Raw genomic sequence first — 13,334 nt, 5'->3', positions numbered from 1 at the left:
AGCTAAACAATTCATACCTAACTCTATGGGTTAGCAATTTTTCTAATTAACTGAGGAATAATAAATTAAACGCCATGAGCGACGATAACTCTTCGAGTAGTGACACCCCTGGGCCTAAGAAAGGTTTTTTTGCATTGTTAAACCAACTTTTCCATGGTGAACCTAAAAACCGTGATGATTTGGTCGAATTAATTCGTGATTCTGAACAAAACGATTTAATTGACCCGGATACCCGTGAAATGCTGGAAGGCGTCATGGATATTGCCGATCAGCGGGTACGTGACATCATGATCCCTCGCTCTCAAATTGTTACCTTAAAACGTAACCAAAGCCTTGATGAGTGCCTCGATGTCATCATCGATTCTGCCCACTCTCGCTTCCCTGTTATCAGCGAAGATAAAGATCATATTGAAGGGCTATTAATGGCAAAAGATTTACTGCCATTTATGCGTACCGATGCAGAACCATTCAGTATTGATAAAGTGTTACGTCAGGCCGTTGTTGTTCCTGAAAGCAAACGAGTAGACCGCTTACTCAAAGAATTCCGTTCCCAGCGTTACCACATGGCCATCGTTATTGATGAGTTTGGTGGTGTCTCTGGTTTAGTGACTATTGAAGATATTTTAGAGCTGATCGTCGGTGAGATTGAAGACGAGTATGACGACCAAGATGATGTGGATATCCGCCAGCTGAGCCGTCATTCGTACTCTGTTCGCGCCTTGACTCAAATTGAAGACTTTAATGACGCCTTTGGCACACATTTTAGTGATGATGAGGTAGATACCGTTGGGGGCTTAGTGATGCAAGCCTTTGGTCACTTACCATCCCGTGGTGAAACCATTACCATCGATAACTACCAATTTAAAGTTTCCATGGCGGATAGCCGTCGAATTTTACTGCTTCAAGTGAAAATTCCTGACGATGCCCCAGTGCCTACTTTGGATGAAGAACAGAGTTAATGAACTTATCCTCTACTTATCAAAGCCAGTGGCTACGCCTGCTGCTGGCTTTACTATTCGGAGCCAGTGGTACACTGGCTTTTTCGCCTTTTGACTTCTGGCCCGCCGCTCTCCTTTCCATTTTCTTTCTCCAGCTATTAACCCTACACAGAACCGCCAAGCAAGCTTTTGCTATCGCGTTCGCATGGGGATTTGGCTTATTTGGCAGCGGCGTCAACTGGGTGTATGTCAGTATCGCCGATTTTGGTGGGATGCCGGATGCCGTTAACGTATTTATCGTTATCTTGCTGGCTGCCTATCTGTCGCTGTATCCTGGTCTATTTGGCCTGCTGCTCAATAAACTCACTCCTAATGCCAATATTTGGCGCTTAGTGTTGATGGCACCCGCGCTATGGCAAGTGACAGAGTTTCTGCGTGGCTGGGTTCTGACTGGCTTCCCATGGCTGCAATTTGGTTATACCCAGATTGATGGACCGATGAAATCATTAGCGCCGATTTTTGGTGTTGAGATGATAACCCTGCTGCTATTTAGCATCAGCGGCTTGCTCGTCTTAACAGTCATTCGTCGCAGTTTTATTCCTCTAGCCTGTGCGGCTGCGCTGTTACTGGTTCCTCTGCTAGCCAAAAACGTCCAGTGGTTCACGCCGCTGAATGATAAGACTATGGAAGTGGCATTGGTGCAGGGCAATATCCCTCAATCCATGAAATGGGAAGCAGGCTTTTTGCAGCAAACCAAAGATCGCTATATCAAGCTTTCCAGCCCTTATATTGGCAAAGCCGATATGATTATTTGGCCTGAGTCAGCCATTCCTGTGGTGGAACTGGAAAATCAGCCGTGGCTTAAAGCGCTGGACACGTTGCTGAATGAAACCAAAACGCGGTTAATTACCGGAACTGTCGATGCCAAACCCGTCAATGGTGATTCGGTATTCTATAACTCCATCATTGTGCTAGGCGATAGAAAACCCTATCTCTACCCGACTAAGAATCGTTATAACAAGCATCACTTAGTCCCATTTGGTGAGTTCGTCCCGTTGGAAGATTTACTTCGCCCGCTTGCGCCATTCTTTAATTTACCAATGTCGGGCTTTAGCCGTGGAGATTATCAACAGGCTCAATTAGCAATTGGTAATATTCATCTAACAGCAACCATTTGCTATGAAATTATTCTGGGTACTCAAGTTAGAGATAACTTCAAACCTGACAGTGACTACTTACTGACAATTTCAAATGATGCATGGTTTGGCGAATCGATTGGTCCTTGGCAGCATTTCCAAATGGCAAGAATGCGCTCATTAGAACTCGGTCGCCCACTATTACGCGCTACCAACAATGGCGTAACGGCAGTCATCAGTGCGGATGGTTCCATTCAAGGTATTCTGCCACAGTTCCAAGATGCGGTTCTGGCTGAGAAAGTCACACCAACAACGGGATTAACCCCTTATGCTCGTTGGAGTAACTGGTCGATGTGGGGTATGGTCGCTATATTCGGCATTGTCGGATTTACCCTTAACCGTCGTCAAAAACGTCACTAATTGACGCTTTAAACCGATTAAAAATCCCCGACATCTCGATTGATGATTCGGGGATTTTTTAACCTAACCAATTAATAACCCCTGCGTTTCTGCTATCCCAATTGAAGCAATACAGCCTGCGTTGAAATTCAAATAATCATCTTCAATACCATCGGAAAAAATTACGCCATTTTCAGGCATTAAAGACTCTAATTGTAATGGCGTGGTTTGCTCAATGGTGCCAAACACTAATTCCGTTCCTGTGGTTCGGCTGCGAAAAGGCTCCCTTACGCTGAACTGTAACCGTTTTTCATCCCAACCAAATCCCTGTGATAATGGATGAGAGTGAGTCCCTGCTATCGCCTGAGCCCCTGCAATAATAGATTGAAACCATCCCGTTGATCCTAACCCTGTGGAGACAATAATTCCTGATGATGATTGGAATTCTTGCTGCCCTTGCCATTTCACCCGATAGCGAGCAGATGTATGGCTTTTAGGACCTATAAATAGGTCGTTAACGGCTAATAGTGTTTGCCCATCGTTGGTTGTTGCTTGTGCAAAGGTAACGGATTTTTGATTCACTTTTCCAGTTAATGTACGCGTCACCACATCAAGTAACTGCCCAATTTCAAAGGGCAGTAATTTACCATCCCAGCGTGTCGGTTCCGGGTTTATGGCGATCACAGGCTGCCCATTAAGGTATTTAAGGGTATTTGCCACTAAACCATCTTGCCCTATGACCACCACGATATCTCGCGCCGAAAACTGATAACTAGGTAACAGTTTTCTTTCCAGTAATTGAAAGCGTCCCATCGTTTTAAGAATCGACTCAGCTTGGATTAACTGCCGCTGATACACATCATGTTCAAGTAGGTAATCACTCACTTCAACATCATTATGTTCAAGGTAAAATTTTGCTTGCGACCAGGTATTGAAACGCTCAATTAATTCCTGCATACGGGTTTTACGCATCACTAACACAAAGCGAACATCATCATACTGACTCATTGTTTAGCTCCTTTTTTCATTAGCTGACCAAATAAATCTGGTGAGAAATTAATTTCACCAATTTTGCCTGCGTTTTGAGCCAAGGATTCAAATGCCATCGCCATCAATTGCTCTGGGTTCATTTTCGCCAATGCCATCGCCTTCAAATTCTCCACTGGCAATTGGCTATACGCTTTCATTTTAGCTTCGATGGCATAAGCATCCGCTTCTGATTGAGTACGTTGGTTTTCAACACTCAGCGCCACCAGCTCATTACGCTTAGCTTCCAAATTAACCTGAGCTATTAACTCTTCTTGTTCAATTTCAGCACGCTCACGCAGCAATGTACGTTCATTATCCAACCGAGCTTCTTCAATTTGCTGCTGCTTGGCTTGTACTGATAAATCCGTTTCTAATTCCGCCTCTTTTATAGTTCTTTCCTGCTCAACGGAGAATTTGCGTCTCGCATAAATCGCATCGTCAGCCTCTTTCAAAATTGATTCCCGTGCTTGAGCTTCCAGCGCTTTGAGCGTTTCAGGAGACGGTGTAATAGCAGAAATTGCCACATCCAAAATTTCTATGCCTAACGATTCAAGTGCAGGATGCTCAGACAGTTGCTGAGAAACCAACAGCACCAATGGTTGCCCCATGAGTAATGCATCTCGCAAATCGGTACTTTGCGTTTTTGCTTGGATGACAGTTTGGGCACTACGAACCACCCTATCACTCAGCTTTAACGGGTCTTCTGACGCATAAGATTTACCATCTTGGGCAAGGTTAAAATTCAAGACATCCGCTGTTTTTTCTGGGTATTTCACTTGAAACGAAATTTGCCCTTGAATACGCAAGCTTTGGAAATCCGCTGTCTGTAGATTAAAAATAAATGGCGCTTCTTGAGCGTTCAAAGGTAATGCCGCAATGGACGTTTTATCTGCGTTATACCAAAAACTTAATCCTTTACCTTGCTTACGTACTGCACCATTAATGGATTGAATAATGAATGTCGATGAATCTGATTTGAAATATTTAAAATTTAACATGGTCTACCCCACTTAGTGTCTTTGTGAAATCAATTAGTGTCTTTATGACCTTAAATAATTATTGTCCTATAGACACAAACAAGTCAACAATTAAATGTCTTAATGACACTAAATAAATTTTCGCGTATGATTTAACGCAAGACTAAAAACGGGGGAAAGGATCTTAATCACATGACAGAAAAAGAGTTTTTATCTAATTATGATCGACGAGATTATTTAACTCCTTTGCTCACGGTGGATACCGTATTATTCACTTATCATGAAAACACCTTAAAAGTGCTGCTCGTGGAGCGCGCTAATTACCCGCAGAAAGGTCAATGGGGGTTACCAGGTGGGTTCGTTGATGAAAATTGTGATGCTACGTTAGACGATACGGTATATCGCAAATTAAAAGAGAAAACGGGGGTTGTTCCTCCTTATATCGAGCAGTTATATACCGTAGGAAATTCAGAGCGAGATCCTCGAGGCTGGTCAGTGACAGTCTGCTATACCGCACTCATTGCTCACCAAGCCTGCGAAGCGCACATTGAAAGTGTACATTCTGTTAAATGGGTTTCAATTGAAGAAATTGAGGGCATGACACTGGCTTTCGATCACTATCAGCTTTATTTACAAGCCCGTGAACGTTTACGCCAGAAATCCCTTTATTCCATTGTGCCGGGATTTGCGCTACCGGAAGTATTCACCTTAGCCGAGCTGCAACATGTTCATGAGGTTTTAATCGGAAAATCCATACAGAATAAGTCTTTCCGCCGCCGTTTAGACCAAGCTGATTTATTGATTGATACAGGGGAAAAACGCCAAGAACGCGGGCGCCCAGCGAATTTATATCGCTTAAAATCCCAATCGGCTGACTATCGGTTTATTCGCAATCTCGAATTTTGATGAAAGAGTTTGAGATTAGAGTTTGATAAGAAAAATGCCCTTGGTGCTGATACCAAGGGCATTTAATTAAAACGAAGCGAGCCATAAACGGCTTTTCAGCCCCAGATAACTCGTCCAGCCAGAAGTAAAACTCACCATTTCGCCTTTATCGATAATCATAAAGGTCGGTGTTGCTGTCACGCCAACCTGCGCAGCCAGCTGACCGTTGGTATCATTCACCACAGGAAAATCTAATTCCTTTTTTTCCATTCCAGCTAACAGTCGAGAAGATTCCCCCGAACGCAGTGCTACCGTCACCACCGGAACCCCTGATTGTGCTAAATCAGAAACGGTTGGCGATGTGAAGCGGCAAACACCGCACCATGTTGCCCAGAAATAGACTAAAACTGGCTGTTTTTGGCTGAGTTCAGCAATAGAAACCACCTCACCCGTTGCAAGGGTGAGTGGCTCTAATAACACGGGGGCAAGGCTTTGCGGTTTACGCCAAAAGTCCATCACCGTAAAAGCGATCGCCAAAATAATCGCTAATACGAGAAGCTCTTTTGACCACTTTTTGAGTCTCCCCATCACGCCATTATTTCGCTTTGCTGAGCTGTTCTTTCACGATGCGTTCAAATTCTTGTGCATCAACAGCCCCTGGGATCATTTCATCACCCACTAACGTTGCTGGCGTACCATTCACGCCTAGCATATTAGCCAGCTCAAGGTTTTTACGGATAGCCGCACGGCTCTTATCACTCGCTTTTAACTTACCATTGCCGGTTGCTTGCAGCGCTTCTTTGATGTTTGAATCAGATAACATACCCTGTTTCGCCATCAGTTTTTGGTGCAGCGCTAAGAACGCTTTTGGGTTTTCCTGCCATAAAGTCATCGCTAGTTGCGAAGATTCCAGCGAGGTTTCCCCTTTAAATGGCAGGTACTTGATAACAACTGCAACATCCGGGTTTTTCTTCACAATATCTTCTAACAGTGGGTCAAAACGTTTGCAGTATGGGCAGTTAAAGTCAGTAAAGTTCACCAAGACTAATTTCGCATCTTTCGAGCCAATACGTGGGCTAGTCGGGTCATTAAACAGGGCATCATGCTGATCTTTTAATACCTGTTTCATTTGCGCTTGTTGTTTTTCACCTTGTTTCGCTTGTAAAGCCACAATCGCTTCTTCCAGGATCTCTGGATTCTCAACTAATGTATCGCGTACCAGCTTACGAACTTGTGCTTCTTGGTCAGCAGTCAGTGGCGCTGCATGTGCTGTGGCCCCTAATACTAGTGAGGAAAATAAAACAGCTAATATCGTCTTTTTCATTTTTCGGCTCCTTTGGCCTCAGTCATAATTGATAATACAGATTCACGATCAAGTATTGTTGACAGTATTTTCCCCTCTGTCAGATTAGGGCCATAAATCTGGTTAAACGGCACAGCCACTTGCCCTCGACGTTGCAAAAACGCCGAGATTTCAGGTGAAGGTTTTGTCCAATCACCCCGTAGCGCGACGACATCCGGTTCACTCAGTAAGTGCTGAATTTCGTCATTAAGTAGGACGTTATATTTATTCGCCTTACACGTCACACACCAGTCTGCAGTCACATCAATAAACACACGTTTATTATCTGCCAGCGCTCGCGTGATTGCGTCTTCAGACAGTGTTTGCCATTGAACCTTATCGGAAACTAGCGTTTGGTGGCCTTGTTGTTGGTCTATCGCCATCCAAGCAAATCCAGCACCCAGTACCGAGAATAATAGGAATGGGAAAATTGCCGCACGTACCCCTCGGTTCTTAAGAATAAATAACACTAAGATTAATAAAAACAGTACGGCGATAACGGTAGCGGTCATTGCACCAAAATGGGGAATTAATAAGCTGATTAACCATAAGCAGGAAACCAACATCATTAAGCCCAGTACTGCGCGCAATTTCAGCATCCATGTTCCTGGCTTTGGTAACGCTTTCGCAATCACAGGGAATGCCGCAATCAATAACCACGGAAGGCTCATCCCGATACCTAGTGCAGTGAAAATCAGCCACAGTTGCGACATCGGTGCCGCTAATGCGAAAGCGACCGCCGTGCCCAAAAAGGGTGCAGAACAAGGTGTCGCTAAGAGTGTCGCGAAAACCCCTTGCCAGAAATGCCCGCTATTACCCTGCCCACCTGCGGTGGCTAAACGCGTATTTGCTTTACTGCCTAGGTTAATTTCAAACAACCCAAATAAATTCGCAGTAAACAGCGCCGTAATCAGCACCATAAAGCCGATAAACCACGGGCTTTGGAACTGAATACCCCAACCAACAACTTCCTGTCCCCATCGCAAGAATGTCATCAATAAGGCTAATAACCAGAATGAGACCAGAATCCCCGATGAAGAGAGCAAGAATTGCCGACGAATGGTATTTTGTTCACCTTGAGGAACCAATAAGACAGAGCCGAGTTTCATTGCCAGTACAGGCAAAACACACGGCATTAAGTTCAGGATCAGACCGCCAAGTAGCGCAAATAGAACTATCTGCCATAAACCCAGCGCGTGTCCACTGTCATCCCCAGATACGGAACCAGTATAAGGCACGACATTGCCATGTATTTGTTGAGATAACTCACCGTCCGCCACAACAAATGAAACTGTTTTACCCACAAGATTAGGTGCTTCACCGCCCCAGTCATCGCTAACATCAATAGTGGCGATTAACTTGTTGCCAGAATATTTTAGGGATGGAACACCAAGGCTCGCGCCATCTACAACATCAGTAAACAGATGCGGGTCAATCCAGGTATTATCGGCGGCTTTTTGTAACTCTACCGTCAATTTATTGCCAGCAAAGCCAAATTGCGCCTGTTCAACAAGCCCACTAGCCGCAGGCACACTGCCTTTTGCTTGATTAAATGCCCAGCTAAAATCCGCAGGAGCCGGTTCAGTGAGATCCAATTCAAAAGGGTAGTCAGTTAGAATACAAACATTGCTACACGTTGATAATGTCAGTGTGCCTGACAATTTATCGAGATGCTCACTACTAGTGACTGTAATAGGGAAAACCACGTCTCCCATATAACCTTGTGTCGACACGCCAGCGACATCAAAGCGCCCCGGCGTTGGCCATAGCCACTCCACCGTTTTGACGGGTGAAGACCAACTTATTTCCGGTGCAACGCCCCCTTCTCCCGGTGAACGCCAATAGGTCTTCCAGCCATCATCGAGTTTTACATCCAGTAAAATATCGACCTTGCCCTCATTTTGTGCAGAGCTCAGCAAGCGAACCTGTACATGGCTCGGTGTGTTTGCGGCCATAAACCCCGTGTTTGCAGGTTGTAACCAGCCTGTATCCGCAGCCTGTAAGCTGCTAGAAAATACAGTAAATAAAACAATTAACGCATTAATAAAAAAACGCATGATCCCTCCAGAATAAATAACAGCGACGAACAATAAGCCGCGGCTTTCTAATCCCGAAGATTACAGAATTGTAGATGACGCCGAACGCCAGGTGGGGAATGGCTCTCTTCACGGTTTGCTCTATATATAAATAGCCTAGTGCAAAAGATAGCGAATGCCGCTAAAGAAAGAAATATAAAAAAGAGAGGTTCTATCACAGCAGGAACAAGAGTAAGGAGTGATTTGGAACTTAATTCACACGTTGAAAGCTTCACGGGCTTGCTATTTTGTTCATTTATATCAGAAAGATAATGCTCTGAAGAAAGCTGGATTTGATTCGCTACCGCAGAAGTCTGTATTGAAGCTGATGTAAACATTGAGGCGAATAGGCGCTCCCCGACGGCTCTTTGATTCATACAAATCAACACCATCAGACAGGCAAACAGCACTAATCCTTTACCTAGCTTTATCGACCTCGTCATGTCTGTCTCAGATTATCTTCCTGAATTCACAATAATTAGCTAATTAAGTTAATAACAGGTTACATCTTACACAGGCAAATAAGCAACACAAGCACCATCATCTAACTTTACAAACAACTCTCATTTATAAAATTAACTATTTTTTGCACTTTATCCGAAAAGCGGCACGGAACTTGCTACTTACTTAATAAATGGCAAAACGAAACTATTTTGCACGATTTCGGTGCACGATAGTCGAGTTTCGGCAGTTTGTCTCTTTATTGGTGTCGCAGTTCACAACTGCCTAAATAATATGCGAGACAGCTCCCGAATTTAAAACAATTCATTTTCAAAACTCATATTTTTTAATTACTTTTTAACAATAATAAAACATACAGCCGATGATCGTGTCATGATGAAAACCTCACGAAACATCTGCAAACACAACACCACAAAACCAAAATAAATCGAGTAATGTATCGTTAAAACACACACCTCGAAATATGGCGGATTGACACCGATGTTCTAAAGGAGCTGTAATTATGCGTATTAGCAAGCTTGTTTTAACAATGATGCTTTTGGGTGCAACCTGCGCAGTTCAAGCAGAAGAATTAAACGGTACTCTGAAAAAAATCAAAGATAATGGTGTGATAGTCGTGGGTCACCGCGAATCATCAGTGCCATTCTCTTACTATGATAATAATCAGAAAGTTGTTGGCTACTCACAAGACTACTCCAACCTCATTGTTGATGCAGTGAAAAAGAAACTCAATATGCCTGATTTACAGGTGAAATTGATCCCTATCACCTCGCAAAACCGTATTCCATTACTGCAAAACGGCACATTTGATTTCGAATGTGGCTCCACAACGAATAACCTAGAGAGACAAAAACAAGCAGCCTTCTCTAATACCATTTTCGTGGTTGGTACTCGACTGCTGGCGAAAAAAGACTCCGGTATCAAAGACTTTGCTGATTTAGCTGGCAAAAACGTGGTTGTCACTTCAGGGACAACGTCAGAAGTGATCCTGAATAAGTTAAATGATGAGAAAAACATGAAGATGCGCATTATCAGTGCTAAAGACCACGGGGACTCATTCCGTACTTTAGAATCTGGTCGTGCGGTTGCCTTTATGATGGACGATGCCCTGTTAGCGGGTGAGCGCGCAAAAGCGAAACAACCAGATATCTGGGAAATCGTAGCAAAACCGCAAACTGAAGAAGCATACGGCTGTATGCTGCGTAAAGATGACCCACAATTCAAAGCATTAGTCGATGAAACTATCTCAACTGCACAAAAATCTGGCGCAGCGGAAAAATCATTCGACCGCTGGTTTAATCAACCAATCCCACCGAAGAACCTGAATCTGAAGTTTACGTTATCTGATGAAATGAAGGCGCTGTTCAAATCACCAAACGATAAAGCATTAAACTAATAAAAAAGACAAACAGGGTGTTACTGAAGTAGGAGTCGCAAGGCGGTCGTTCCCGCCTTGCTTTCTCTTATTGCGGTATTCGGGACAATCAAATTGCCCACAGGAAGTCATATTATGTCAATTAATTGGAACTGGGGGATATTCCTTGAGAATGCCCCATTTGGGAATACCACCTATTTAGGGTGGTTAATATCTGGCTTAGAAGTCACTGTCACGCTATCCATCTGCGCTTGGATCATCGCTTTTCTGGTTGGCTCATTTTTCGGTATTTTACGCACAGTACCTAACCGCTTTTTAGCCTTTTTAGGGACTGCTTACGTTGAATTCTTCCGTAACGTTCCGCTGATTGTTCAGTTCTTCACTTGGTATCTAGTGATCCCTGAACTGCTGCCACAATCTATCGGCGACTGGTTTAAAATGGAGTTAGATCCTAACTACCAGTTCTTCCTCTCTTCCATGCTATGCCTTGGCTTGTTTACGGCTGCGCGAATGACTGAGCAAGTTCGTGCTGCTATTCAATCCCTGCCTAGAGGGCAACGTAATGCAGCGCTCGCGATGGGGCTAACACTGCCACAAACCTATCGCTATGTACTGCTACCGAATGCTTATCGCGTCATTTTACCGCCGATGACCTCGGAAATGCTGAACTTGGTGAAAAACTCAGCTATCGCATCCACTATCGGGTTAGTGGATATGGCGGCACAAGCAGGAAAATTACTCGATTACTCCGCCCATGCTTGGGAATCTTTCACAGCAATCACTCTGGCATATGTCGGTATCAACTTGATTATTATGCTACTAATGAGCTTGCTTGAGCGCAAAGTGCGCTTACCCGGCACACTAGGAGGACGCTAAGATGGCTTATCAGTTTGATTGGAGCTCCATTGAGCCAAGCATCCCATTCTTAGTGGATGGTTTTATTATCACTGCCAAAATTACGGCGGCGGCCATTGTGGTTGGGATCCTCTGGGGAACCGTGTTAGCCGTTATGCGTTTATCGCGCTTTAAACTACTGCGTTGGCTGGCGGCCTTTTACGTCAACACCTTCCGATCAGTTCCATTAGTTATGGTACTGTTTTGGTTCTATTTAGTTGTGCCTAACATATTACAAAATGTTCTAGGCTTATCACCAAAAAATGATATTCGTTTAATATCCGCAGTGGTAGCCTTCTGTCTTTTTGAAGCGGCTTACTACTCTGAAATTATCCGTGCAGGTATTCAAAGCATCTCGAAAGGTCAGGCAAGCGCCTCCCTCGCTTTAGGTATGACCCAAATGCAAACCATGCGTTTAGTCGTATTACCGCAAGCGTTTAGAGCGATGGTGCCATTATTGCTGACCCAAGGTATTGTATTATTCCAAGATACCTCTTTAGTATATGTTCTTGGGTTAACCGACTTCTTCAGAACCGCTACCAATATTGGGGAGCGTGACGGTACGCAAGTCGAAATGATACTCTTTGCGGGACTCATCTACTTTATATTCAGTTTCGGCGCTTCAATGCTGGTGAATTATCTTAAGAAAAGGACTGTTTCATGATTACCCTGAAAAATGTATCGAAATGGTATGGCCAATTTCAGGTGCTCACAGATTGCACAACTGAAGTCAAAAAAGGCGAAGTTGTGGTTGTATGCGGGCCATCTGGTTCTGGTAAATCCACATTAATAAAAACAGTAAATGGGTTGGAGCCAATTCAACAGGGTGAAATTTTCGTTAACGATATCCAAGTTAATAGCAAAAAAACTGACCTTGCGAAGCTGCGCTCAAAAGTCGGTATGGTGTTCCAACACTTTGAACTGTTCCCTCACCTTTCCATTATTGAAAACCTAACATTAGCGCAAGTTAAAGTGTTAAACCGCGATAAAAAAGCCGCTGAAGCGAAAGGCTTAAAATTACTGGAGCGTGTGGGATTGGCGAGCCATGCTAATAAATTCCCTGCGCAGCTCTCTGGTGGTCAACAGCAACGTGTCGCCATCGCCCGCGCGCTATGTATGGACCCGATTGCCATGTTGTTTGATGAGCCAACTTCCGCCCTAGACCCAGAAATGATCAACGAAGTGCTGGATGTTATGGTGGAGTTAGCGAATGAAGGCATGACCATGATGGTGGTAACGCACGAAATGGGCTTTGCGAAAAAAGTGGCTAACCGCGTGATTTTCATGGATGAAGGTAAAATTATCGAAGACAGTAAAAAAGAGGATTTCTTCGCTAATCCGAAGTCAGACCGCGCGAAAGATTTTCTGGCAAAAATCTTACATTAATCTCGCTTTAGGTTGCAGAAAGTCCGACAGGGCTTTTTGCAACTTTTCCCTCAACTTTTCTTACCCGCACAAAATTCACCTCGTTTTCTTGATTGTCACTTTTCTGCGCTTGAAATCTCTTAAAAAATTCTCTAACGTGTTCTAAGTTCAAATAAAATTGCGAACAAAGCAAATTCCCCCTGAAATAGTTCAAGTTTTAGGTAGTAAATTGAATTATGATAGGCGATACGCTTATTATTTTGTGCGCGTTCTTAGTTTCATCAACGTATGGCAATATCAACGTATCGCCAACCACTATGTAGCACAAAATATAACAAACAGCTGAAACAGCAAGACCAAGTCCCTGTAAATTCATCTAATCGACGATTCATCGTTTTTTACAGACACAATGGCTTTCGGCATTGTTGTTTTCATGTGTGATCCGCTATGCTATGCG

General features: G+C 43.8%; 13 protein-coding genes. 7 read left to right on the top strand and 6 right to left on the bottom strand.

The window, feature by feature from the left end; all coding sequences use genetic code 11:
• Positions 1–74: 74 nt before the first annotated feature.
• Both corC and lnt read left to right on the top strand, forming a co-directional pair.
• Entirely contained in the window at positions 75–959 is an 885-nt protein-coding gene (gene corC, locus ACY3ZI_RS05595; RefSeq protein WP_036947644.1) for a CNNM family magnesium/cobalt transport protein CorC, read from the top strand.
• Entirely contained in the window at positions 959–2,494 is a 1,536-nt protein-coding gene (gene lnt / locus ACY3ZI_RS05590; RefSeq protein ID WP_487376377.1) for an apolipoprotein N-acyltransferase, read from the top strand. The genes corC and lnt overlap by 1 nt, the downstream gene beginning before the upstream one ends.
• 63 nt (positions 2,495–2,557) lie before the next feature.
• Here lnt and ACY3ZI_RS05585 read toward each other — a convergent pair whose 3' ends face one another.
• Positions 2,558–3,481, bottom strand: a complete 924-nt coding sequence (locus ACY3ZI_RS05585; RefSeq protein ID WP_108479364.1) for a diacylglycerol kinase catalytic domain-containing protein — start codon at positions 3,479–3,481, stop codon at positions 2,558–2,560.
• Positions 3,478–4,500: an SPFH domain-containing protein gene (locus ACY3ZI_RS05580; protein WP_036947650.1), complete on the bottom strand. Its 1,023-nt coding sequence runs from the start codon at positions 4,498–4,500 to the stop codon at positions 3,478–3,480. Before ACY3ZI_RS05580 ends, ACY3ZI_RS05585 begins: the two co-directional genes overlap by 4 nt.
• Positions 4,501–4,671: 171 nt before the next feature.
• Here ACY3ZI_RS05580 and ACY3ZI_RS05575 point away from each other — a divergent pair, with 171 nt between their 5' ends.
• On the top strand, positions 4,672–5,385 hold the full coding sequence (locus tag ACY3ZI_RS05575) for an NUDIX hydrolase (protein ID WP_211887941.1): 714 nt from the start codon (positions 4,672–4,674) through the stop codon (positions 5,383–5,385).
• Positions 5,386–5,451: 66 nt separating this feature from the next.
• Here ACY3ZI_RS05575 and ACY3ZI_RS05570 read toward each other — a convergent pair whose 3' ends face one another.
• The 4 genes from ACY3ZI_RS05570 to ACY3ZI_RS05555 are packed head-to-tail and all read right to left on the bottom strand — an operon-like array spanning position 5,452 to position 9,224.
• Positions 5,452–5,952: a protein disulfide oxidoreductase gene (locus ACY3ZI_RS05570; protein WP_211887940.1), complete on the bottom strand. Its 501-nt coding sequence runs from the start codon at positions 5,950–5,952 to the stop codon at positions 5,452–5,454.
• 7 nt (positions 5,953–5,959) lie between these two features.
• Positions 5,960–6,688: a DsbA family protein gene (locus ACY3ZI_RS05565; protein ID WP_154604619.1), complete on the bottom strand. Its 729-nt coding sequence runs from the start codon at positions 6,686–6,688 to the stop codon at positions 5,960–5,962.
• On the bottom strand, positions 6,685–8,763 hold the full coding sequence (locus ACY3ZI_RS05560; protein ID WP_487376372.1) for a protein-disulfide reductase DsbD family protein: 2,079 nt from the start codon (positions 8,761–8,763) through the stop codon (positions 6,685–6,687). The genes ACY3ZI_RS05565 and ACY3ZI_RS05560 overlap by 4 nt, the downstream gene beginning before the upstream one ends.
• A gap of 47 nt (positions 8,764–8,810) precedes the next feature.
• Positions 8,811–9,224, bottom strand: coding sequence for a hypothetical protein (locus tag ACY3ZI_RS05555; RefSeq protein WP_036947662.1), 414 nt, complete (start codon positions 9,222–9,224; stop codon positions 8,811–8,813).
• Between the two features lie 521 nt (positions 9,225–9,745).
• On the opposite strand from ACY3ZI_RS05555, the gene ACY3ZI_RS05550 reads away from it, so the two are divergent.
• From ACY3ZI_RS05550 to ACY3ZI_RS05535, 4 genes are all read left to right on the top strand, one after another.
• Positions 9,746–10,639 (top strand): amino acid ABC transporter substrate-binding protein, encoded by an 894-nt coding sequence (locus ACY3ZI_RS05550; RefSeq protein ID WP_154604617.1) that lies wholly within the window; start codon positions 9,746–9,748, stop codon positions 10,637–10,639.
• A gap of 114 nt (positions 10,640–10,753) precedes the next feature.
• Positions 10,754–11,494, top strand: a complete 741-nt coding sequence (locus ACY3ZI_RS05545; RefSeq protein ID WP_487376369.1) for an amino acid ABC transporter permease — start codon at positions 10,754–10,756, stop codon at positions 11,492–11,494.
• A gap of 1 nt (position 11,495) precedes the next feature.
• The gene (gltK, locus tag ACY3ZI_RS05540; RefSeq protein ID WP_487376367.1) at positions 11,496–12,176 is read left to right on the top strand and encodes a glutamate/aspartate ABC transporter permease GltK; all 681 of its coding nucleotides are present in this window, start codon (positions 11,496–11,498) and stop codon (positions 12,174–12,176) included.
• On the top strand, positions 12,173–12,898 hold the full coding sequence (locus tag ACY3ZI_RS05535) for an amino acid ABC transporter ATP-binding protein (RefSeq protein WP_036947670.1): 726 nt from the start codon (positions 12,173–12,175) through the stop codon (positions 12,896–12,898). Before gltK ends, ACY3ZI_RS05535 begins: the two co-directional genes overlap by 4 nt.
• Positions 12,899–13,334: the final 436 nt, after the last annotated feature.

It is taken from the genome of Providencia sp. LY12 (assembly GCF_057621555.1).
Note: the sequence above shows the minus strand (reverse complement) of the source record. Positions and strands in the feature narration are given on the sequence as shown.